The 20,985-nt window shown below is 72.0% G+C and carries 21 protein-coding genes; 11 read left to right on the top strand and 10 right to left on the bottom strand.

Annotated elements, in window-relative coordinates:
• Positions 1-93 precede the first annotated feature (93 nt).
• The gene (locus DEI83_RS07535) at positions 94-1,296 is read left to right on the top strand and encodes an amidohydrolase (protein WP_111081169.1); all 1,203 of its coding nucleotides are present in this window, start codon (positions 94-96) and stop codon (positions 1,294-1,296) included.
• A 60-nt stretch (positions 1,297-1,356) separates the two neighbouring features.
• On the opposite strand, the gene DEI83_RS07530 is transcribed toward DEI83_RS07535, so the two are convergent.
• Both DEI83_RS07530 and DEI83_RS07525 read right to left on the bottom strand, forming a co-directional pair.
• The gene (locus DEI83_RS07530; RefSeq protein WP_111081313.1) at positions 1,357-2,247 is read right to left on the bottom strand and encodes an aminodeoxychorismate lyase; all 891 of its coding nucleotides are present in this window, start codon (positions 2,245-2,247) and stop codon (positions 1,357-1,359) included.
• Positions 2,248-2,267: 20 nt separating this feature from the next.
• Positions 2,268-2,618, bottom strand: coding sequence for a tryptophan synthase subunit alpha (locus DEI83_RS07525; protein ID WP_111081168.1), 351 nt, complete (start codon positions 2,616-2,618; stop codon positions 2,268-2,270).
• A 65-nt stretch (positions 2,619-2,683) separates the two neighbouring features.
• On the opposite strand from DEI83_RS07525, the gene DEI83_RS07520 reads away from it, so the two are divergent.
• Entirely contained in the window at positions 2,684-3,202 is a 519-nt protein-coding gene (locus DEI83_RS07520; protein WP_181431121.1) for an 8-oxo-dGTP diphosphatase, read from the top strand.
• A 33-nt stretch (positions 3,203-3,235) separates the two neighbouring features.
• Here DEI83_RS07520 and DEI83_RS07515 read toward each other — a convergent pair whose 3' ends face one another.
• The 3 genes from DEI83_RS07515 to DEI83_RS07505 form a co-directional block, all read right to left on the bottom strand.
• On the bottom strand, positions 3,236-3,520 hold the full coding sequence (locus DEI83_RS07515) for a hypothetical protein (protein WP_111081166.1): 285 nt from the start codon (positions 3,518-3,520) through the stop codon (positions 3,236-3,238).
• Positions 3,521-3,550: 30 nt separating this feature from the next.
• Complete coding sequence (locus DEI83_RS07510) at positions 3,551-4,906, bottom strand: ABC transporter permease (RefSeq protein ID WP_111081165.1); 1,356 nt, start codon at positions 4,904-4,906, stop codon at positions 3,551-3,553.
• Positions 4,907-4,987: 81 nt separating this feature from the next.
• Positions 4,988-6,685 (bottom strand): sodium:proton antiporter, encoded by a 1,698-nt coding sequence (locus DEI83_RS07505; RefSeq protein WP_258371096.1) that lies wholly within the window; start codon positions 6,683-6,685, stop codon positions 4,988-4,990.
• 105 nt (positions 6,686-6,790) lie between these two features.
• Between DEI83_RS07505 and DEI83_RS07500 the strand changes: the two genes are divergently transcribed.
• From DEI83_RS07500 to DEI83_RS07490, 3 genes are all read left to right on the top strand, one after another.
• Positions 6,791-8,047, top strand: coding sequence for an inorganic phosphate transporter (locus DEI83_RS07500; RefSeq protein WP_111081163.1), 1,257 nt, complete (start codon positions 6,791-6,793; stop codon positions 8,045-8,047).
• A gap of 55 nt (positions 8,048-8,102) precedes the next feature.
• Positions 8,103-8,399, top strand: coding sequence for a hypothetical protein (locus DEI83_RS07495; protein ID WP_111081162.1), 297 nt, complete (start codon positions 8,103-8,105; stop codon positions 8,397-8,399).
• 101 nt (positions 8,400-8,500) lie between these two features.
• Positions 8,501-9,985 carry an aspartate ammonia-lyase gene (locus DEI83_RS07490; protein WP_111081161.1) on the top strand — a complete coding sequence of 495 codons (1,485 nt, stop codon included), beginning with the start codon at positions 8,501-8,503 and terminating at the stop codon, positions 9,983-9,985.
• A gap of 102 nt (positions 9,986-10,087) precedes the next feature.
• On the opposite strand, the gene DEI83_RS07485 is transcribed toward DEI83_RS07490, so the two are convergent.
• Positions 10,088-11,407, bottom strand: a complete 1,320-nt coding sequence (locus DEI83_RS07485; protein WP_111081160.1) for an MFS transporter — start codon at positions 11,405-11,407, stop codon at positions 10,088-10,090.
• 69 nt (positions 11,408-11,476) lie between these two features.
• Here DEI83_RS07485 and DEI83_RS07480 point away from each other — a divergent pair, with 69 nt between their 5' ends.
• The 3 genes from DEI83_RS07480 to DEI83_RS07470 all read left to right on the top strand — a co-directional run bounded on the left by DEI83_RS07480 (position 11,477) and on the right by DEI83_RS07470 (position 15,020).
• Positions 11,477-11,848, top strand: a complete 372-nt coding sequence (locus tag DEI83_RS07480; protein WP_111081159.1) for an FKBP-type peptidyl-prolyl cis-trans isomerase — start codon at positions 11,477-11,479, stop codon at positions 11,846-11,848.
• Positions 11,848-12,690: an aldo/keto reductase gene (locus DEI83_RS07475; protein ID WP_111081158.1), complete on the top strand. Its 843-nt coding sequence runs from the start codon at positions 11,848-11,850 to the stop codon at positions 12,688-12,690. The genes DEI83_RS07480 and DEI83_RS07475 overlap by 1 nt, the downstream gene beginning before the upstream one ends.
• Positions 12,691-12,761: 71 nt before the next feature.
• The gene (locus DEI83_RS07470) at positions 12,762-15,020 is read left to right on the top strand and encodes an ATP-binding domain-containing protein (RefSeq protein ID WP_258371095.1); all 2,259 of its coding nucleotides are present in this window, start codon (positions 12,762-12,764) and stop codon (positions 15,018-15,020) included.
• A gap of 148 nt (positions 15,021-15,168) precedes the next feature.
• Here DEI83_RS07470 and DEI83_RS07465 read toward each other — a convergent pair whose 3' ends face one another.
• From DEI83_RS07465 to DEI83_RS07455, 3 genes are read right to left on the bottom strand one after another with little or no spacing between them, the layout of a single operon-like run.
• On the bottom strand, positions 15,169-15,444 hold the full coding sequence (locus DEI83_RS07465) for a protealysin inhibitor emfourin (protein ID WP_111081156.1): 276 nt from the start codon (positions 15,442-15,444) through the stop codon (positions 15,169-15,171).
• A gap of 53 nt (positions 15,445-15,497) precedes the next feature.
• Positions 15,498-16,550 carry a M4 family metallopeptidase gene (locus DEI83_RS07460; RefSeq protein ID WP_111081155.1) on the bottom strand — a complete coding sequence of 351 codons (1,053 nt, stop codon included), beginning with the start codon at positions 16,548-16,550 and terminating at the stop codon, positions 15,498-15,500.
• A gap of 45 nt (positions 16,551-16,595) precedes the next feature.
• Positions 16,596-17,618, bottom strand: a complete 1,023-nt coding sequence (locus DEI83_RS07455) for a glycoside hydrolase family 6 protein (RefSeq protein ID WP_111081154.1) — start codon at positions 17,616-17,618, stop codon at positions 16,596-16,598.
• A gap of 131 nt (positions 17,619-17,749) precedes the next feature.
• On the opposite strand from DEI83_RS07455, the gene DEI83_RS07450 reads away from it, so the two are divergent.
• The 3 genes from DEI83_RS07450 (at position 17,750) to DEI83_RS07440 (ending at position 19,446) form a co-directional block, all read left to right on the top strand.
• Entirely contained in the window at positions 17,750-18,199 is a 450-nt protein-coding gene (locus tag DEI83_RS07450) for a VanZ family protein (RefSeq protein ID WP_111081153.1), read from the top strand.
• A gap of 146 nt (positions 18,200-18,345) precedes the next feature.
• Positions 18,346-18,615 (top strand): 30S ribosomal protein S15, encoded by a 270-nt coding sequence (gene rpsO / locus DEI83_RS07445; RefSeq protein WP_110823867.1) that lies wholly within the window; start codon positions 18,346-18,348, stop codon positions 18,613-18,615.
• 213 nt (positions 18,616-18,828) lie between these two features.
• On the top strand, positions 18,829-19,446 hold the full coding sequence (locus DEI83_RS07440; protein WP_111081152.1) for a CE1759 family FMN reductase: 618 nt from the start codon (positions 18,829-18,831) through the stop codon (positions 19,444-19,446).
• A 49-nt stretch (positions 19,447-19,495) separates the two neighbouring features.
• Here DEI83_RS07440 and DEI83_RS07435 read toward each other — a convergent pair whose 3' ends face one another.
• Positions 19,496-20,734 (bottom strand): lytic transglycosylase domain-containing protein, encoded by a 1,239-nt coding sequence (locus DEI83_RS07435; protein ID WP_146243267.1) that lies wholly within the window; start codon positions 20,732-20,734, stop codon positions 19,496-19,498.
• Positions 20,735-20,985: the final 251 nt, after the last annotated feature.

The raw sequence follows: 20,985 nt of genomic DNA, 5'->3' as shown, positions 1-20,985 counted from the left end.
GCCCCGACAGCGAGGAATCGGGATGTCGTGTGCACGAGCGGCACTCGGTACACGCTCGGCGGCGCTCCGGGCCCCGATCGGTACCGTTGTGGAATGACTGACAACTCGTTCGTGATCACCGGTGCCCACGTCGTCCCCGTCGACCGCGACGAGTTCGACGGCGGTGCCGTCGTCGTGCAGGACGGCCGGATCACGGCCGTCGGCCCGGACGTGACACCGCCCGACGGCCTGCCGGTCGTCGACGCCGCCGGTGCCTGGCTCCTGCCCGGCTTCGTCGAGGCGCACGGCCACGTCGGCATCCACGAAGAGGCGAACGGCTCGGCCGGCAACGACACGAACGAGATGACCGGCCCGAACATGGCCGCCGTCCGGGCGGTCGACGCGGTCGACATCGAGGACGAGGGCTTCCGCGACGCCCTGTCCGGCGGCGTCACGAGCATCGTCGTCAAGCCCGGCTCCGGCAACCCGATCGGAGGGCAGACGGTCGCGATCAAGACCTGGGGCGGGCGGACGATCGACGAACAGCTCATCTCGGACAGCGTCAGCGTGAAGAGCGCCCTCGGCGAGAACCCGAAGCGCGTGTACGGCGAGAAGGGCCAGACGCCGTCGACGCGGTTGGGCGTGGCGAAGGTGATCCGCGAAGCCTTCCTCGCAGCCGACCACTACCGGCACGCCCGGGCAGCGGCCGAGACGAAGGGGGAGCCCTTCGAGCGCGACCTGACGAAGGAGACGCTGGCGCGCGTCCTCGACGGCGAACTCGCCTGGGACCAGCACACCCACCGCCACGACGACATCGCCACCGCTGTCCGTCTCGCCGAGGAGTTCGGCTACCGCCTGGTCGTCAACCACGGCACCGAGGCCCACAAGCTCGCCGACCTGCTCGCCGAGAAGGGCATCCCGGTGGTCTACGGACCGCTGTTCACCAGCCGGTCGAAGGTCGAACTCCGTGACCGCGGCATCCCGAACCTCGCCACGATCGCCGCCGCCGGGGTCCGCGTCGCGATCACCACCGACGCCCCGGTCGTCCCGATCAACATGCTCGTGACCCAGGCCACGATGGCCGTCCGCGACGGCCTGCCCCGGCAGACCGCGCTCGAGGCGATCACCTCCGCCCCCGCGGACATCCTCGGCTTCGGCGACCGTGTCGGCCGCCTCGCCGTGGGGTACGACGCCGACCTCGTCCTCTGGGACGGCGACCCGCTCGACGCGACCAGCCGCGCCCAGCGCGTCTGGATCGAGGGCCGCCAGGTCTTCGCCTACGTCGACGGTCAGGGCGTCACGACGCCGCGCTGGTGACACCGTGTCGGACGGGAGGCGCGACGCGGCGCGGCCCCGCGCCTCCCGTCCGACGCCGCGTCAGTCCTCGCGCGCCAGCAGGAAGTCGTTGATGCGCTCCGTCATGCCGAGGTCCATCTCGATCCGCACCCCGTTGACGGTGTGGATCGGCGCCGCCTGCCGGATGCTGGAGACGAGCCACAGCGCGTCGGCGGCCCGCAGGTCGTCGAGCGTGACGAGTTCGTAGCCGGTCTCGATGCCCTCCTGCTCGGCGAAGCGGAAGACGTCGGCCTGTGTGGTGCCGTCGAGGATGCCGATGTCGGTACGGGGCGTGACGAACCGCCCGCCGACGGACATGACGAGGTTCGCCCGCGTGCCCTCGAGCACGTAGCCGTCGGTCGAGACGAAGAGCGCGTCGTCGGCGCCGCGCCGGACGGCCTCGCGGAGCGCCGCCATGTTGATCGCGTAGGACAGCGTCTTCGCACCCTGCAGCAGCCACGGCGAGGTCCGCTCGACGTCGTGCCGGTAGCCGCGGTCGAGCGTGACGACCCCGATGCCCTCGGTGCGGTCACGGGTCTGATCGGCGGACGGTGCCGCGTAGACCCAGCCGGTCGGCCGACCCAGCCCCTCGACGCCGCGCGTCAGGACGGTCTTGGCGTACGCCTCGCGCACCGGGTCGAGGCGGGCGCAGACTGCCTCGATCGCTCGTCGCCAGGCGTCCAGGTCCGGCTCGGGCAGGTCGAGCTTGGCGGCGGAGCGACCGAAGCGGGCCAGGTGCGCCTCGAGCGCCTGCGGTCGACCGTCGATCACCGTGATCGTCTCGAACACGCCGTCCCCGCGGGTGAGCCCGAGGTCCATCACCTGGACGTGCTCTTCGAGCGGCTTCTCCCACGTGAAGGCGTCCGCCTCGGGGTCGTGCGGCGCAGCGTCGCGCGAGGGCTGGTTCAGGACGGCGAGGACGGTGTCGGTCATGGTCCCCATCCAACCCCAGGTCAGTGACCGCCGGGCAGCGTGTCCATGAGTTTCCAGACCGCCTGCGTCAGCTCCGGGTGCTGGAGCGCGATGCGGCGGAGGCGGTGGTACTCCTCGCCGTGCTCGGTGCCGTGACCGGAGGCAGGGTGCGCCGACCACTGCGAGCTGCGCCGGCCGATCCGGACGTCGACCTCCATCGCCTCGGCCCGCAGGATGAGCACGACCTGCTCGTCGACGCTCGGCAGTGTGTGCATGAAGTCCCAGGGGTCGTCCCCCTGCCGACAGCGGTGCTCGACGATGACCGAGATCTCCTCGGCGGCTTCGGCGCGCAGCACCTCGAGGCTGCGCCCCGCCCTCCGGGACTCAGCCATGACGCCCCCAGAGCACGCCTGCCATGCATCGAGCGTACGTCATCGGATCGGCCACACTGGACCACATGACCGAGCGCGACGAGAGCAAGTCCCAGCACCCGGCCGTGGTCGTCGTGTACCTGCTCCGGGACGGTGCGACCGGGCCGGAGGTCCTGCTCGGCGAGAAGCGACGCGGGCTCGGCACTGGCCGCGTGGTCGGTCCGGGCGGCAAGCGCGAGGGTGACGAGACGGCGGTCCAGACCGCCGTCCGCGAGGTCGCCGAGGAGGTCGGTCTCCGCGTCGACGCTGCCGACCTGGAGGCGCGCGGCACGTTGCGCTACCGTTTCCCGTTCCGCCCGTCCTGGTCCCAGGTCTCGGACGTCTTCGTCTGCCGCCGCTGGCAGGGCGACCCGTCGGGCGGCGACGAGCTGGAGCCGCGGTGGGTGCCGGTCGACGCCGTGCCCTACGACGCGATGTGGGACGACGCCCGCTACTGGCTGCCCGGTGTGCTCGCGGGCGGACGGGTCGACGCACGCGTGGTGTTCGCGGAGGACAACGCCTCGGTCGCGGGGTTCAGCGGGACGGGCATCGGGGAGCCGGGCTGAGGCGCGCCGCGACCGAGCGGCGATCGATCGTCGTCAGCGGCTGCGCTGGGTGCGCGTGCTGCCGGTCCTGGCCTCCTCGGCCGCCGCCATGACGTCCGCGTCACCGCTCTGGCCGCCGAGCGGACGGACGAAGAAGTCCACGACACCGAAGGCGATCGCGGCCACGAGCGAGAACATCGCCCAGCCGTCCCAGAGTCCGGCGACGCTGCGGCCACCGCTCGGGGCGAGGACGATGCTCGTCACGTACGACATCGCCGCGATGACGAGGAAGACGACGACGATCGTGACGAGGAGGCGGTGCCAGGCGGTACGCGACATGATCGCCCAGGATACCGATCCCCGGAACCGCTACCGGCCGGCATTCAGCGGTTCGTTCTCGAGGCCGTCGCGTCCACCGGTGAAGACGTCCCCGGAGGCCCGTTCGTCCTCCCACCCGTCGTCGGGCACCACCTGCAGTGTGCCGGTCGCGGTCGAGGTGAGGCCGTGCCGCTCGAGCTCGGCGTCACGCTCACGGCCGAGGAACTCGCGGTTCGCCGTGTTCGCGTCCTGGAACATCGTCGTCCGGCCGGTGACGATCGCCCGGATGCGACGGCGCTCCCACCACTTCTTGCCGAAGTACATGAGCACGAGTCCGGCGGCCGCGTAACAGGCCATCGTGACCAGGCCGCGGGCGGGACCGGGGCCGACGCCGTAGACCTGGTGCTTGATCATGTCGACCATGCTCGAGCCCACCACGACGTGGTTGAGCCACGCGAACGGCTCCGGCATGAACCACTTCGGGTAGGCCCCGCCGGACGACGGCATCGACAGGAAGACGAAGCAGATCATCGCGGGGGCGGCGACGAAGCGTCCGACGAAGTAGCTCAGCCCGTTCACCGCGAGGCCGATGGCGACGATCCAGCCCCAGGCGATGAGCACGAGCGGCAGGAAGTGTCCGTGGATCGCCCCGACCACCGGGCCCGCGAGGGTGTTCGTGATGACGGAGATGACCAGGCCGCCGACGACGATCACGGTCATGCGGGTGCGGTGCCGCAGCGGGCCGCCCATGATGCCGATGAACATCGCCACCATGTAGCCGCCGATGCACCACGCGAGCATGACGTACATCGGAACCGTGCCGTACTCGTCCCACGCCGGGAGCGCGGCGAGTTCGGTGACCTCCGGCGTCGCGACCCCGATGCCGGTCAGCACCGCCGTGAGCGTCGCCGGGACGAGGTTCGCGACCTGGAACTGGTGCGCGCTGGCCTTCAAGAACTCGTTCGTCGACGGGTCGTACGCCACCGCCATCGAACCGGCGAGGACATCGCGCTTCGCCGCCGCGAGGGAGTCGTAGGAGTGGAAGACGAACTCGCCCGGCAGGGCCTTCTGCACGGCGGCGACGAACGTCGGGTCGCTGCCGACGAGCGCCACCGGGACGTCGTGCGGGTGCGGCGCGTGGAAGGCGAAGACGTAGCAGAGGCAGAACCCGACGATGAAGAACAGCGGCATCCAGAGTTGCAGGCCGATGAGCTGGAGCGACGGGTGCAGCGTGGAGTACCAGCGGCGGTAACGGCCGATGTGCTGCTTCGGTGGCGGCGTGGGCCGGGTCGCGCGCGGTGGACGCGGTGACCGTGGCGGCGCGGACGGCGTTCCGCTCACCACGGTGTCGGCGCTGGGCACCGGCAGGTCGTTGTTCCTGCGTTCGTGGTTCCGCGGGGTGCTCACTCGGCGCTGCGCTCCTGTCTCGTCGTCTGGCGCCCAGGATACGCCGCGTCGGCCGGGCGGCTCGGGGGAGGAGGGCGGCGATCAGGAGCGGCTGCGTGAGGCCTGCGCGGAGTCCATCGCGAGCTCTTCGGCGTCGAGCGTCACGAGCACGCGGCGCATGACCTCTTCGTCCAGGTTGCCCTTCTCGCGTTCCTCGAGCACGATCTCGCGGCGGCGGTCGAGCAGCTCACGCCGGATGTCCTGGATCTGGGTGCCGCGGAGCCGTGCGGGGGCGTTGCGCTCCTCGGTCTCCTCTTCTTCTGCGTCCTGCCGGAAGGTCTCGGCCTGCCGTTCCAGACGGGCCTTCAGCCGGGCGACGACCGAGTCGACCGCCTGGTGGCCGTAGCGCTCGGCCCAGTCCGGGCGACGACGGTCGAGCAGCTCGATCGCGGCGACCGTCGTGCGCTGGTTGAGCAGCATCTCGCTGCGGCGGTCCTGGTCGTCCTCGGCGGGGTCCTGCACCTTGAGGGCGCGGATCACGAGCGGCAGCGTCAGGCCCTGCAGCAGGAGGGTGCCGACCGTGACGATGAACGCGATGACGACGATGGTGTCCTGCGCGGGGATCTCGATCGGGTTGTCGATGACGGAGGCCGCCGCAGCGAGCGTCACCACTCCGCGCATCCCGGTCCACGAGATCACGGTGAGTTCCCGCCAGTTGAGCTTCGGTTCGGCCGAGCCGCGGATCCACCGGAGGGACCGGTGCCCCCGGGAGGCGCGGATCCGGAGCGGTCGGATGAACCGGCCGTGCAGGCGGTTCCGCGCGTACGACTCGAAGATGAAGAGGGGACGCACGACGATGACGACCGCGAGCACGACGGCCGCCGCGGTCAGGGTCTGGCCGAGGCTCCGCTCGCTCTCGACGAGGTCCTGCACGACGGTGCTGAGCTGCAGGCCGATGAGCGCGAAGACGAAGCCCTCGAGGATGACGTCGACGCTCGTCCACAGCGGGCGTTCCTGCAGCCGGGTCGCGTAGCCCTCCTTGGGGGAGTTGTAGCCGATGTAGAGACCGGCCGTGACGACCGCGATGACCCCGGAGCCGGACAGTTCCTCCGCCAGGATGTACGCGACGAACGGCAGCAGGATGCTCATGATCGTCTCGACGACGGGGTCGTTGATCCGCATCCGGATCCAGTGCACGACGACGCCGAGCACGCCGCCGACGACGAGGCCGACGCCGATCGCGAGTCCGAAGATCCCGAGGTCCTGCCAGATGGTCAGGGACGTCCCGGCGATGATGAGCGTGAACACCCGGACCAGCGTGAGCGACGCGGCGTCGTTGATGAGGCTCTCGCCGGACAGGACCGTCATCACCCGACGGGGGAGTCCGAGCTTCCGTCCGATCGCGGCGGCGGAGACCGCGTCCGGCGGGGCGACGATCGCACCGAGCAGGATCGCTGCGGGCCACGTCATGTCCGGGATGATCAGGTACGCGGCCAGGCCCACGGCCAGCGCCGTGACGATGACGAGGAAGACGCCGAGTCGTCGGATCTGCTTGATCGACCCCCGGAAGCTCTGCCACGACACGTCGAGCGCGGCGGAGTAGAGCAGCGGCGGCAGGACGACCGTCAGGATGACCTCGGAGTCGATCTCGATGTGCGGCAGGCCCGGGATGAACGACACCCCGAGCGCGACCGCCGTCACGAGCAGCGGAGCGGGGAGACCCCAGGCGCGGGCGAACCCGGTGACGGCGAGCGATCCGACCAACAGGATGAGCAACTCGGCGATGTCCACGGGCCCCATCCTCCCATCGGTTCCGTCCCGACCTGAGCGGATGTGAAGCCCGGGTGAACACCAGGTGACCACTCGGCTTGCTCAGCACCGCCCGGCCTGGGACACTTGCCCGCGGTGGACATCACGCTCATAGTCGTCCTGGTCATTGCGTTGGCCCTCTTCTTCGACTTCACAAACGGTTTTCACGACACCGCCAACGCAATGGCGACCCCGATCGCGACCGGCGCCATGAAGCCCACGGTGGCGGTCTCCGTCGCAGCGGTGCTCAACCTCGTCGGGGCGTTCCTCAGCACCGCTGTGGCGACGTCGATCTCGCACGGGCTCATCAACGAGGGACCCGGTGGCGTCGCCATCAGTCCGGAGATGATCTTCGCCGGCCTGATCGGGGCGGTGGTCTGGAACATGATCACGTGGCTGCGCGGACTGCCGTCGTCGTCCTCGCACGCGCTGTTCGGCGGGCTCATCGGTGCCGCGATCGTCGGTGCCGGCTTCGACTCGGTGAACTACGCGGCCCTGCTGACGGTGGTGATCATCCCGGCGTTCCTGTCGCCGGTGATCGCGGCCCTGGTGTCGCTGCTCGCCACGCGGATCGCGTACCGGATCACCCGGCGGCCCGTGTTCCCGAACGAGCGCGGCGGCTTCCGGATCGGCCAGGTGTTCACCAGCTCGATGGTGTCGCTGGCGCACGGCACGAACGACGCGCAGAAGACGATGGGCGTCATCACGCTGACCCTCATCGCCTCGGGAGCGCAGTCCGCCGACCAGGGCGTGCAGTTCTGGGTCGTCGCCGCCTGCGCCCTGGCGATCGCGCTCGGCACGTACACGGGCGGCTGGCGGATCATCCGCACGCTCGGGTCGGGGATCACCGAGATCCGGGCGACGCAGGGCTTCGCGGCCGAGGCGTCGACCGCCGCGACGATCCTCGCCTCGAGCCACCTCGGGTTCGCCCTGTCGACGACCCAGGTGTCGTCCGGGTCCATCATCGGTGCCGGCCTCGGCCGCCGCGGGTCGAAGATCCAGTGGTCGACGGCGGGCAAGATCGTCATCGCCTGGTTCATCACGCTCCCGGCTGCCGCAGCGGTCGGCGCGGTCGCCTCGGGCATCGCGCACTTCGGCGTGGTCGGCCTCGTCGTCGACGCCGTGGTCGGCGGTGCGGTGGTCCTCGGCCTGTACCTCTGGTCGCTGCGCAAACCGCACGAGCACGCCTCGGCGATCGAGGTGGACGTCGCCGCGAACGCCGTGCTGACCCGCAAGGAGCAGCGCGACCTGCAGCGCGCCAAGCGTGCCGAGGCGGTCGCCGCCCGACGCGCCGAACTGAGCCGCGAGCGGACCCTCCGTCGCATGGCCGGACGCAAGGGAGGCCGTCGCTGATGGGCATCACCATGGACGGAAGCTGTGGAGCGTTCCTGCTGGGGAGGACCTGCTGATGAGCATCGACTGGGGAGCCTTCCTGCTCGTGGCGTTGGTCGCCGTCGTCTCGGCCTGCTTCGTCGTCGCCGTGTACTCGGTCGGCCTCCGGTTCTGGAGCGCCGCCGACGCCCGCGCCGGCAAGTACACCGTGAAGGACGACGGGACGATCGGCCCCGCCACCGCCGGGTTCCCGGACCCGACCGCGGCCGCGACGGCGATCCGGCTGTTCCGGGCGCTCGCCGTGGTCTGCTTCGCGCTCTGCGGCGCGGCCGTGCTGTACGGCATCTACCTGATCGTCCCCGCCTTCCACTGACGCGGACCGCGCGGCCACGTCCCGCCGAGCACGCCGCGCCGTACCGGCCGGACGGTCGCGGACTACCCTCGGGACGTGACCGCGACGGAGAGGACCACGACGTGACGAGCGCTGCCACCCGCACCGAGACCGATTCCCTGGGCTCGAGGGAGGTGCCGGTCGACTCCTACTGGGGCATCAACACGTTGCGGGCGATGGAGAACTTCCCGATCGCGTCGGTGCCGATCGCGGTGTACCCGGACCTCGTCGCCGCCCTCGTCACCGTGAAGCAGGCCGCCGCCCGCGCGAACCGGGCGATCGGGGTGCTCGACGCCGAGCGTGCCGACGCCATCGACCGGGCCGCGCAGGAGGTCCGTGACGGGGCGCTGCGGGACCAGTTCGTCGTCGATGTCGTGCAGGGCGGCGCGGGCACCAGCACGAACATGAACACGAACGAGGTCCTGGCGAACCGGGCCCTCGAACTGCTCGGCCGGGAGCGCGGGGACTACGCGTACCTGCACCCGATCGACCACGTGAACCGCAGCCAGTCGACGAACGACACGTACCCGACGAGCATCAAGATCGCGATGATCTACGGGGTGCGCCGTCTGGCCGACCAGCTCGAGCAGCTCTCGGCCGCGTTCGCCGAGCGGGGGAACGCCTTCGCCGACGTCCTCAAGGTCGGCCGCACCCAGCTGCAGGACGCCGTGCCGATGACCCTCGGGCAGGAGTTCACCGGCTTCGCGCACACCATCCAGGAGGACGTCGTCCAGCTCCGCCGGGTGGTGCCGCTGCTGGCGGAGATGAACCTCGGCGCGACGGCCATCGGGACCGGCATCACCGCCGATCCGCTCTACCGCGACGAGGTGCGCCGGCAGCTGCAGGAGGCGAGCGGCATCGACGTCGTCACCGCTCCGGACCTCATCGAGGCGACGAGTGACGCCGGTTCGTTCATGACCCTCTCCGGCACGGTGAAGCGCAGTGCCGCCAAGCTCTCGAAGATCTGCAACGACCTGCGGCTGCTGGCGTCCGGTCCGCAGGCGGGCCTCGGCGAGATCACGCTGCCGGCACGCCAGGCCGGCTCGTCGATCATGCCGGGCAAGGTGAACCCGGTGATCCCGGAGGTCGTGAACCAGATCGCGTTCGCCGTCGCCGGCGCCGACACGACCGTGACGATGGCGGCCGAGGGCGGACAGCTCCAGCTCAACGCCTTCGAGCCGATCATCGCGCACTCGATCCTGCAGTCGTTGCAGTGGATGGCGCGGGGCTGCGCGACCCTCCGCGAGCACTGTGTCACCGGCATCGAGGCGAACGAGGCCAAGCTCGCCGCTCAGGTCGACACGAACGTCGGCGTCGTCACCGCGCTGACGCCGTACATCGGCTACGCGGCCGCCGCCTCGATCGCGCACACGGCGCTGACGACCTCGACGCCGATTTCGACACTGGTGATCGCGGCCGGCCTGATGGACGAGCACCAGGTGCACCGCGTCCTCAGCCCGGCCCGGTTGTCCGGCATCGAACTGGCGACCGGCGCGATGCCGGTGGTCACCGAGGCGATGCTCGAGCAGCACGAGCGCGAAGTGACCTCCCGCCCCCGCCAGCCCTGACCTGGGAGGCGAGCGGCGGGTCCCCGTCCGGCGTCGGACGCCAGGCCCGTGGCGGCCGCTCCCCGCGCCTCCCGTCCGTCAGCCGGTGACGTGCCGGGCGCCTCAGTTCGCGTTCGGGTGCAGGGCGTCGTACCGCCGGAAGGACGGGACGAGCCGGAGCAACAGCGCCACGAGCGCGATGATGAGCACCCCGCCGATCACCGGCGGGTACGCGAACCCGGCGGCGACCACGAGCCCGGCGTACAGGTCGCCGACCCGCGGTCCACCGGTCACGACCACGATGAAGATGCCCTGCAGCCGGCCGCGCATCCCGTCCGGCGCGGCGGCCTGGAGGATCGTCCCGCGGAACACGCTGCTCACGTTGTCCGCGCCGCCAGCCACGGCGAGGAAGAGCGCGCAGAGCGCCAGCGCCGGCAGGATGCCCGCCGAGAACGTCTCGGAGGCCCGGCCGCCGAGGAGGTGCGCGCAGGCGACGACGACGCCGAACGCAGCGATCGCTCCACCGTAGACCGTGATCGCCCAGCCGACCGCCTCGCCCTGGCGGCGCACGTGGCCGAGCGGGCCGGAGAAGATCCCCGAGAGCAGCGCGCCGATGGCGTAGGCCGCCGTCAGGGTCCCGACGGTGATCGACCCGCCGCCCACGACGAGGGCGCCGATCGCGGGGAACAGCACCCGGGGCTGCCCGAAGGTCATCGCGATGATGTCGAGCACGAACGTCATCGTGATGTTGCGCGAGCGGCGGAGGAACTTCGCCCCCTCGATCAGCGACGACAGCCCGGGGCGCAGGGCGTCGTGCTCCGGGGCCATCCGCGGCAGGGTGACCACCCCGAGGAACGCCGCGCTGAACAGGACGACGTCGACCGTGTAGGTGGGCGCGAAGCCGAACGCGGCGACGAGCACGCCGCCGACGGCAGGACCGACGGTCACCGAGAACCCGGCACTGATGCTGTTGAGGGCGCTCGCCGCGGGGAGCAGCTCGATGCCGACCAGGCGGGGCACGATCGCCGCCCGCGACGCCCCGATCACGGTGCCGGCGACGGCGTTCACGGTGACGAGGACGTACAGCAGCGTGACGCTGTCGAAGCCGAGCCACGCGTGGGCGGCGATGAGCGCGGTCGACACCCACGCCAGGACCGCGGAGACCAGGGCCACGGTGCGGCGGTCGAAGGCGTCGGCGAGCATCCCGCCGTACAGGCCGGCGAGGATCATCGGGACGAGGGAGATGACGCCGACGAGCGACACCATGAAGGTGGACCGGGTGACTTCGTACACCTCGAGGCCCACCGTGACGCTCGTCATCATGGTGCCGATGCCGGCGATCGAGCTGCCGATCCAGAGCCGCGCGAACGCGGGGGAGCGGCGGAGCGGGGTCAGGTCGGCGAGCAGGGAACGGCGGGGCTTCGCGGGGGCATCTGGTGTCACGATGGAACCATTCTGTGGCCTGGAGGGCTCCTGCGGGGCACGTGCGCGTCCTCTGGTTGACTGGCGGGCATGACTGACCTGAACAGCAAGCCCGAGTTCGACGCCCCCGAGGGCCCGGCCCCCACCGACCTCGTCATCACCGACATCGTCGAGGGCGACGGCGAGGTCGCCGAGGCCGGCTCGACCGTCAAGGTGCACTACGCCGGCGTCGAGTACGAGTCCGGCGAGGAGTTCGACAGCTCCTGGGGCCGCGGCGCGCCGATCGACTTCCCCCTCGCGGCACTCGTCCGCGGCTGGCAGGAGGGCATCCCCGGCATGAAGGTCGGCGGTCGCCGCAAGCTCGTCGTCCCGCCGGAGCTCGCCTACGGCCCGGCCGGTGGCGGACACTTCCTCTCCGGCAAGACGCTCATCTTCGTCATCGACCTGCTCGGGGTCCGCTGATGGCGGGCGTCCCGGAGGTCCCGACCCTCGAGCTGAACGACGGGCACCGGATCCCGGCGCTCGGTCTCGGCACGTACTCGCTCGACGGGGACGACGGGGTCGCGGCGGTCGGCGCAGCGATCACGAGCGGGTACCGCCTGCTCGACACCGCGCTGAACTACGGCAACGAGGACGCGGTGGGCCGCGCGGTCGGCGAGTCCGACGTGCCGCGCGACGAGTTCGTCGTGACGTCGAAGCTGCCGGGACGCCACCACGGCTACGACGAGGCGCACCGGTCCGTGGACGAGACCCTGGCGAACCTGGGGCTCGACCACCTGGACCTGTACCTCATCCACTGGCCGAACCCCTCGGTCGGGAAGTTCGTCGAGACCTGGAAGGCGTTCGTCGACCTCCGCGACAGCGGCAAGGTGCGCTCGATCGGCGTCTCGAACTTCACGCCGGAGCACCTCGACCGCATCCTCGACGCCACCGGGGTCGCCCCCGCGGTGAACCAGGTCGAGCTGCACCCGTACTTCCCGCAGGCCGAGCTCCGCGCCGTGCACGAGCGTCTCGGCATCGTGACCGAGAGCTGGAGCCCGCTGGCGAAGCAGTCCGAGCTCCTCACGGAGGAGCCCGTCACCGCCGCCGCCACGGCACACGGGGTGTCGGCCGGCCAGGTCGTGCTCCGCTGGCACGTCCAGCTCGGCGCCGTCCCGGTCCCGAAGTCGGGCGACCCGGACCGCCAGCGCGAGAACCTCGACGTGTTCGGCTTCACGCTGACCGACGACGAGGTCCGGGCCATCTCGGCGCTCGAGCGCGGTCGGCTCTGGGACGGCGACCCGGACACGCACGAGGAGATGTAGACGCCGCACTCGCGTCGAACCCGACCGGGGCAGGGGGATACCATTGGTACCCCTGTCCCGAAGGGTTGCGAGTGTCCGAAGCGCGTGTGTCCGAACCGACCGAGATCGACCGCGAGCGCGGGTACGTCGACGGGCTGTTCCGCCGTCTCGACGAGCTGACCGCCGACGCCGAACAGCGCCTCGTCGAGACCCGTCGCCAGGCCGTCGGGGGCAACCACCAGAGCCGCACCGAGCGTGACGCGTTCGCCAGGCTGTACGAGGACACCGTCGCCACGCTCCGACAGGTGGGCGACCGCCTGGTGTTCGGGCGACTCGAGGTGCAGGACCCGCCCGCCGACGAGGACACGTTCCGGTACATCGGCCGGGTCGGCCTCCGGGACGCCGATCACCGTCCGCTGCTCCTCGACTGGCGCGTGCCCGGGGCGAGTGCCTTCTACCAGGCGACGGCGGCGCACCCGATGGGCATGCGTGCCCGCCGCCACCTGACGCTCGAGGGCCGGTCGGTCGTCGGCGTCGAGGACGAGGTGTTCGACGCCTCGCTGTACGACGACGAGCGGACGCACCTGCAGGGCGAAGGAGCCCTGCTCGCGGCCGTCACCGCCGAGCGCACCGGCCGGATGACCGACATCGTCGCGACGATCCAGGGTGAGCAGGACCGCATCATCCGGTCGCCGCTCGAGGGCGTCCTCATCGTGCAGGGTGGTCCCGGCACCGGCAAGACCGCCGTCGCCCTGCACCGGGCGGCGTACCTGCTCTACTCGTACCGCGAGCGGCTGCGCGGGTCCGGCGTGCTCGTCGTGGGACCGTCGCCGGCGTTCCTCACCTACATCGAGCAGGTGCTCCCGTCCCTCGGTGAGACCGGCGTCGTGATGGCGTCCCTCGGTTCGCTGTACCCGGGGCTGCACACCACGGTCCACGACCGCCGTGACGTCGCCGCCGTGAAGGGCTCCGCCGAGATGGCCGACCTGCTCCGTCGAGCCGTCCGTTCGCGCCAGGTCGTCCCGACCGAGACCGTGACGCTCGACGTCGAGGGCGAGCGACTGGTCGTCCCGCCGCAGCTCGTCGCCGAGGCGATGCGTCGGGCGCAGGACCGCGGGAAGCCGCACAACGTCGCTCGCGTCACCTTCAACAAGAGCGCTCTCGACGCCATGACGCGCCTCCTGGCCGAGCAGCTGCGGCAGCGTGGGACGACGGTCGACGAGGCTGACGAGAAGGTCCTGCGCGAGGACATCCGGAGCTCGCACGACGCCCGCGTCCTGCTCAACACCGCATGGCTGCCGCTGCCCGCCGAGAAGCTCCTCGAGGACCTGTACGCCCGGCCGAACTGGCTCGAGTCCCTGACGCCGAACTGGACCCCCGAGCGTCGGGCACTGCTCCGCCGTGCGCGCGGCGCCGGGTTCACGGTCGAGGACGTCCCGCTCCTCGACGAGGCCGCCGAGCTGCTCGGCGTGTTCGACCCGACCGGTGGTGCGGCGAAGCGGCAGGCGAAGGCGAGCCGGAACCGGGACATCGAGAACGCCCGGCAGGCCATCGAGAACATGGGTGTCGAGGGGATCGTCAGCGCCGAGCAGGTCGCCGGGGCGTTCGCCGAGGGCGGGGACCCCCGCTCCACGGCCGAGCGCGCCGCCGAGGACCGCGAATGGACCTACGGGCACATCGTCGTCGACGAGGCGCAGGAGCTCTCGCCGATGCAGTGGCGGATCCTCGCCCGGCGCAACCCGCTCCGGTCCTTCACGATCGTCGGGGACATGGCGCAGGGGTCGTCGCCCGGTGCCGCCCGGACCTGGGACGACGTGCGCGGGGCGCTGGCCCGTCGTCGTCGTGGTCGTGCTCCGCAGGTGCCGCTCGACTCGCGGGTCGAGGAGCTCACCGTCAACTACCGAACGCCGCGTTCCATCGTCGAGGCCGCCGGTGCCTTCGCCGAGTCGGCGGGGCTCACCGTGACCGCGAACGAGGCGGTGCGCGACGGCGACCCGGTCGAGGAGCTGACCGTCGCCCGTGCGGACCTCCTCGACGCGGTCGCCGAGCGCGTCGACGCCGAGCGGGACCTGATCGGGTCGGGGACGATCGGCGTCATCGTGCCGGAGGCCGACGTCACCGCCGTCCGGGAGCGCCTCGCCCGGACCGACGCCGACGTCCGTGGCCTGGGTTCGCCGCGCCCGGGGTCGGTGACCGTGCTCACCGGCGCGGACGCGAAGGGGCTGGAGTTCGACGGCGTCCTGCTCGTCGACCCGGACCGGGTCGGGTCCGACGCGGCCCGGGCGGCGGCAGCGGTCTACGTCGCGATGACGCGTCCGACGCGGCGCTTGACGGTCCTGACGGTCGCCTGAACCGGCCGCCGGCCGCCGGTCCCCGAACCGCTCTGGCCGGCCCGACCCCGGCTCCGGCTGCTCAGCGAGCAGCGAGCAGCGAGCAGCGGGCAGCTGTCGGCGTGGCGGCTGCCCGTCACGGCGGACGGGAGGCCCGGCGCTCGCCCGATCAGCCCGGCTCGCCCTGGTCGCGCACGCGCTCCACGAGCGTCGCCCACGGGCCGTCGAGCCGCCGCCCGGGGATCGTCACCGTCGTCCGGGCCACGCTCACCGTCCAGACGAAGTCGTCCCGGACACCGTCGTCGTCCGCCGGCCCGGCGACGTCGCGGGGGAGTGCCCCCACGAGCGCGTCCCACCGGTCCTGGTCGGGTCGGGAGTCGGTGTCGACCCGCCAGCTCCGCGTCGTCCCGGCGAACCCACCGCTGCGGTGCACGACGATCTGCATGCTGCGGAACCTACGCCGTCAGCACGCGGTCGGTCCAGCCGTCGGGCTGCGGGTCAGGGCCGCACCCCGACGCTCCGCCACGCCTCGGCCACCGCGGTGTGCTCGCGGGACCGGACGCCGAACCGGTCAGCGGCCACCCGCACGGTGACGGCCGCGAACCCCGCGAAGTCGATCGACGCGCCGACCTCGGCGGACGTCAGCGCGTCCCACCACACGGCGCCGGCCCCGGTCCAGGCCGGACCGCCGATCGCCGTCGCCGCCAGGAAGAACGCGTGGTTCGGGATGCCGGAGTTGAGGTGCACCCCGCCCTGGTCCTCGGTCGTGTCGACGTAGTCCGCCATCGTCGCCGGCTGGGGGTCCTTCCCGAGCACCGGGTCGTCGTACGCCGTGCCGGGCGCCCGCATCGAGCGGAGGGCCACCCCCTGCACGGCGTCGGTGAAGAGGCCGGCGCCGATGAGCCAGGTCGCCTGCTCCGCCGTCTGCCCGGCCGCGTACTGGGCCACGAGCGACCCGAACACGTCGCTCATCGACTCGTTGAGCGCGCCCGACTGCCCCTGGTAGACGAGGTCGGCGGTGTACTGGGTGACACCGTGTGCGAGCTCGTGCCCGATCACGTCGAGGGCGATCGTGAAGCGCCGGAAGACCTCGCCGTCCCCGTCACCGAACACCATCCGTCGACCGTCCCAGTATGCGTTGTCGTACTGCTGTCCGTAGTGCACGGTGGCGTCGAGGGGGAGTCCGGCGCCGTCGATCGACGCACGGCCGAACACGTCGAGCCAGAACGCGTGCGTGGCGCCGAGCCCGGCGTACGCTTCGTCGACGGCCGGGTCGCCGGTGTCGCCCTCGCCCTCGAGCCGGACCGCCCTGCCCGGCAGGGTGGTGGTGCCGGCAGCGTCCGAGACCGTCCGCTGCGGCGACGTGTCCGTCCGACCGACGGTCCGGGCAGCCCGGAGGCCGGTCGCCTGCTTCGGCTCCTGGACGAGGTCGATCGTGGCGAGCGCCGTGCGTGCGGCCGAGGTGGCCCGTGGGAAGCGGTCCTCCGGCGCGTCGGCGACGGCACGGAGCAGGTACGGCGGGACGACGGAGCGCCGGGTGCGGCTGGTCATGGCGACATGCAACCACCGGCGGCCGACAGCGCGACCGGGCTGGCGTCAGCCCCGCTTGCGGTTGGCGACCAGGGCGAGCGCGTACGACTCCCACCACTCGCCGGCGGCCGGACCGCCGTTGCAGCTGCCGTCGCTCAGTCCGGGCGTCTTCACCCAGAGCAGTGCGTCGAGCCGCGTCGTGCCGCGGGTGACGTGCGGCGTCTGCCCGAGGCCGGCGCCGTCGGGGTTGCACCAGTCACCGCGCCAGCCCTGCCCGTTCCGCGAGACGTCGATGACGAAATGCGGGTCACCGCCGATCGTGTCGGCCAGCTCGTCGGCGTAGGCACGCTCCTGGTCGACGCGGTAGAAGTTCGACACGTTCGCGGCGAAGCCCTGCACCCGGTCGACGCCCGCGCGCCGCAGCCAGTCGGCCATCGTCGGCACCGGTACGCGGTTCTCGTTGCCGCCGTCGAGGTACACCGTCAGCCCGTGGCCGCTCAGGGCGCCGACGGCCTCCCGGAGGAGCGGCAGCCGGGTGTCGCGCAGGCGCGCGCAGACGGCGATCTGCGCGATCGAGTCGGGCTCGACGAGGACGACCGCGTGCGAGCCCGCGAGCGCCCGCACGACCGCCCGGACCCACGGCAGGTAGGCGTCGGCCGTCGTGCCGCCGCGGGACCAGTGTCCGCAGTCGCGGTCCGGGATCGCGTACAGCACGAACACCGGCGTCTTCTGCTGTGCCCGGGCGGCGGCGAGGACGCGCTCCACGGTGGCGACCGTCTCCGGTACCGAGGGGTCGGTGAGCCAGGTCGCGATGGGTTGGTCGGCGATCACGGCCAGCCGCTCCGCCGTGGCCGCCCGTCCCGCCTCGCGCGCGGCCGTCACGTGCCAGCGCGGCTGGTTGGCGCTGGAGGGCTGGTGCGCGAGCCCGCCGGGCCAGGCCTCGGCGACGCTCTTGCGGTGCACGACCTGCCGGTCCCCGGTCCGGGGCAGGACCACGGTCACCGCGACGACCACCGCGACGACGAGCGCGGCCACGACCCCGATCCACACCCACTGTCTCGCGGTCGACGCCCGTTGCACTCCCGGCATCGGCCGATCCTCCCTGTCGCGCGCCGCCCCCGATCGACGCCGCTGCTGTCGGCCATGTTCCCATCCGATCGGCACCGGATGCCAGGGCACTGCCCAGCACCCGGCCAGCAGCGGTGCCCCAGACTGACGTGATGCTGCGGAAACTGCTCCTCCTCGCCCTGACGGCGGGCTACGCCTGGGTGATCTGGCGCATGACGCTGACGCCGCACGTCTTCACCGAGGCCGAGAACTCCCTCGTCCTGCACGCGGTCGCCTGGGTCCAGCAGCTGCCGCACGGCGCGTGGTTCACCTACGACCGGACCGAGTTCCTCGCGAACGTCGCGATGTTCGTGCCGGTCGGGCTGATCGCCGCGCTGTGGCTGCCCCGACGCTGGTGGATCCTCGGCGCGGTCGTCGCCGTGGGGTTGTCGGTCGGGATCGAGTTCGCGCAGGCCGTGTACCTGCCCTACCGGGTCGCCGACCCCCGCGACGTGCTGTCGAACGGCATGGGCGGCCTGCTCGGTGCGACGTTCGTCGGGTTCGTCCGGAGCCTGCTGCCCGAGCGGCGTCGGCGTCGACCCCTGCGTGCCCGGACCGCCTGAGCCCGCCGGCTCGTCCTGGCCTGCTCCCGCTCTGGTATGCTCGTTCGGTTGCCGTCGAACGGCCGCGGATCAAGAGCGCTCACACAGCAGGTGTGAGCACCGCGCAACGGACACGCTCTCACGCAGAGCAGGAAAGGGGATCCTCCATGGCACTTGACGCGAAGATCAAGCAGGAGATCATCGAAGAGTACGCGACCCACCCGGGCGACACCGGATCCCCCGAGGTCCAGGTCGCCGTTCTGACGCGTCGTATCAACGACCTGAACGAGCACCTCAAGGAGCACAAGCACGACCACCACTCGCGTCGTGGCCTGCTGCTCATGGTCGGTCAGCGTCGCCGTCTCCTCGGTTACCTCTCCGACGTCGACATCGCCCGCTACCGCGCGCTCATCGAGCGCCTCGGCCTGCGCCGCTAGTCATCGTCAGGGTGCTGCCTCGTCGCAGCCCTGCTGGTCCGGAGCCCCGGTCCTCCTCGTGAGGTTCGGGGCTCCGTCGTTCCCGGAGTTCCGTCGTCCAGGATGCCCGGTCGCCGACCAGCGCCCCGTTCCGACACGTGCCCGGGAATGCCGACGGGTCCGGCCCGGTTCCGTGTACCGTTCATGCAAACGCATTGAAAGTCGGGAGCTCCCATGACCACCATCGCCGTCGTCTCCGCCGGTCTCTCCGAGCCCAGCTCGACCCGCCTCCTCGCCGACCGCCTCGCGGCCGCCGCCGTCGCCGCGCTCGAGGGCGAGCCGGGAGGCCCGGTCCAGGTCCGCAACGTCGACCTCCGCCCGCTCGCGCACGAGATCACCGACGCGATGCTGACCCGCTTCTCCGCACCGGCACTCGCGGCCGCGACGGCAACGGTCGTCGAGGCGGACGCGGTCGTGTTCGTCACGCCGGTCTTCACGGCGGGCATGAGCGGCCTGGCGAAGTCCTTCCTCGACGTGCTGGACAAGGACGCCCTCACCGACATGCCGGTGCTGCTCGGCGCGACCGGCGGGACCGCACGGCACTCGCTCGCCCTCGAGCACGGCATCCGGCCGGTGTTCGCCTACCTCCGCGCCGCCGTCGTCCCCACCGCTGTCTTCGCGGCCACGGACGACTGGGGGAGCGACGACGCGGGCGCGCTCGACGCACGGATCCGCCGGGGTGGGGCCGATCTCGCCTGGGCGGTCCGGGCCTCCCGGCGGCAGCCGCAGTCGGCGGACGCGCTACCGGAGGTCACCGACTTCGCGTCACTGCTCGGCGGCCTGCGGAACTAGGCCGCCGGGACGGACCCGCTCGAGCTGCAGGCCGCTGGGGCCCGCACGGTCAGTACCAGTGCGGGTCGACGCTCATCTCGTGGTCCCACGCACCGCACGGTGACCCGTAGCGGTCCTGGATGTACGCCAGGCCCCAGTCGATCTGCGTCTCGGCGTTCGTCCGCCAGTCCGCGCCCGCGGCGGCGAGCTTCGACGCAGGCAGGGCCTGCGGGATCCCGTACGCACCGCTCGAGGAGTTGAGCGCGTTCGCCCGCCAGCCGGACTCCTGCGTCCACAGCGAGACGAGACAGCCGAACTGGTCGTCCCCCCACCCGTGGCTGCCGAGGGCCCTGCGCGCGTAGGCCTGCGCGGCCGCCGGGTCGACCGTGACACCGTCGGTGCTCGGGTAGGCGTTGTCCGACGACGTCGCAGCCCCCGATGCCGACCGTGCCGCAGACTCGGCGGCGGCCCGTGCCGCGGCTGCCTGCGCCGCCGCCTGTGCCGCGACCGCCTGCCCGACCTCGTAGCGGCGCTGGGTCTCGGCGGTGGAGTCCTCGAGCTCGGCGAGCTGCGCGTACAGCTCGTCGCTGTGCGACCGGGTCCGGGCCACGGCCGCGTCCGCCCGGCGCTTCGCCGCGCGCGCGGTCGACGCCGTCGTCTCCGCCGCGGCCGCGAGGGACGCACGCTCGTGTTCGGCCCGCGCCGCCTGGTCGTGCAGTGCGGACGCGGTGCCGGCGGCGACCTCGGCCTCGTCCATCACCCCGTCCCACGTCGTCGACAGCTGGTCGAGCGCGCCGAGCTGGTAGAGCAGCTGCTCGGGGTCGTCGGCCGTCGCGATCCGCGTCGTCATCTGGTCGGTCGAGCCGTCCCGGTACAGGTCGGCGGCCAGCTGCCCGGCCCGGGTGCGGGCGCGCTCGGCGGTCGCGGACGCTTCGTCGGCCTGGGCCTGGAGGCCCGTCGCGGTCCGCGTGGCCTCGGTCAGGTCCGCCTCGGCCGCAGCGGCGTCGGCTGCGGCCTCGAGGGCGGCCTGCGACGTCTCGGCCGCGTCGGCCTGGACCGCGCGCAGCGCCGCGCGCACCTTCGTCACCTCGGCCTGCTTCGCCTGTTCGTCGCCCTTCGCCCGCTCGACGTCCTGCCACGTCGGGTACTCGGTCGCCGAGGACGGCGCCGCGGTCACGGCGGGGACCAGGAGGGCGCCGACCAGCACGCCCGCGACGAGGAGGGCACGACGGGCCCCCGTCCGCCGAGGGACGTCGCCCGGTGCTGCGACCCGTGGTCCGGCGTTCCGTCGTGCTGCTTCCCCGCGCATGGGTGCAGGCTACCGAGGACACGCCCGTTCGCCGTCAGCGCCGCCGCTGGTCCACCGCAGAATGCTAAGGTCGGCTCGTCTGGGGACCGTTCCCCGAGACGACACACAACACCGCACGCAGACCGGCACGAAGCTGGTCATCGGTGGTGGCATCCGGGCCGGACACGCGTCCCGAGTGCTTCTACTGCTGGCCAGACATGCGTTCCGCGTCGTGGAGCGCACGTGCACGCGTGTGCCCGAGGCCGGGTCTG

Source organism: Curtobacterium sp. MCBD17_021, assembly GCF_003234525.1.
In the GTDB taxonomy this organism is placed as follows: domain Bacteria; phylum Actinomycetota; class Actinomycetes; order Actinomycetales; family Microbacteriaceae; genus Curtobacterium.
The sequence above is the reverse complement of the archived record's forward strand: the minus strand, read 5'-3'. Positions and strand labels throughout refer to the sequence as shown.

Excerpts from the sequence above, each read along its gene's own strand:
- rpsO (WP_110823867.1), top strand. The coding sequence starts at position 18,346 with ATGGCACTTGACGCGAAGATCAAGCAGGAGATCATCGAAGAGTACGCG.
- DEI83_RS07460 (WP_111081155.1), bottom strand. The coding sequence starts at position 16,550 with ATGACCAGCCGCACCCGGCGCTCCGTCGTCCCGCCGTACCTGCTCCGT.
- DEI83_RS07515 (WP_111081166.1), bottom strand. The coding sequence starts at position 3,520 with ATGTCGCGTACCGCCTGGCACCGCCTCCTCGTCACGATCGTCGTCGTC.
- DEI83_RS07505 (WP_258371096.1), bottom strand. The coding sequence starts at position 6,685 with ATGGGGCCCGTGGACATCGCCGAGTTGCTCATCCTGTTGGTCGGATCG.
- DEI83_RS07450 (WP_111081153.1), top strand. The coding sequence starts at position 17,750 with ATGCTGCGGAAACTGCTCCTCCTCGCCCTGACGGCGGGCTACGCCTGG.
- DEI83_RS07440 (WP_111081152.1), top strand. The coding sequence starts at position 18,829 with ATGACCACCATCGCCGTCGTCTCCGCCGGTCTCTCCGAGCCCAGCTCG.
- DEI83_RS07465 (WP_111081156.1), bottom strand. The coding sequence starts at position 15,444 with ATGCAGATCGTCGTGCACCGCAGCGGTGGGTTCGCCGGGACGACGCGG.
- DEI83_RS07525 (WP_111081168.1), bottom strand. The coding sequence starts at position 2,618 with ATGGCTGAGTCCCGGAGGGCGGGGCGCAGCCTCGAGGTGCTGCGCGCC.
- DEI83_RS07475 (WP_111081158.1), top strand. The coding sequence starts at position 11,848 with ATGGCGGGCGTCCCGGAGGTCCCGACCCTCGAGCTGAACGACGGGCAC.
- DEI83_RS07495 (WP_111081162.1), top strand. The coding sequence starts at position 8,103 with ATGAGCATCGACTGGGGAGCCTTCCTGCTCGTGGCGTTGGTCGCCGTC.
- DEI83_RS07535 (WP_111081169.1), top strand. The coding sequence starts at position 94 with ATGACTGACAACTCGTTCGTGATCACCGGTGCCCACGTCGTCCCCGTC.
- DEI83_RS07455 (WP_111081154.1), bottom strand. The coding sequence starts at position 17,618 with ATGCCGGGAGTGCAACGGGCGTCGACCGCGAGACAGTGGGTGTGGATC.
- DEI83_RS07480 (WP_111081159.1), top strand. The coding sequence starts at position 11,477 with ATGACTGACCTGAACAGCAAGCCCGAGTTCGACGCCCCCGAGGGCCCG.
- DEI83_RS07520 (WP_181431121.1), top strand. The coding sequence starts at position 2,684 with ATGACCGAGCGCGACGAGAGCAAGTCCCAGCACCCGGCCGTGGTCGTC.
- DEI83_RS07530 (WP_111081313.1), bottom strand. The coding sequence starts at position 2,247 with ATGACCGACACCGTCCTCGCCGTCCTGAACCAGCCCTCGCGCGACGCT.
- DEI83_RS07435 (WP_146243267.1), bottom strand. The coding sequence starts at position 20,734 with ATGCGCGGGGAAGCAGCACGACGGAACGCCGGACCACGGGTCGCAGCA.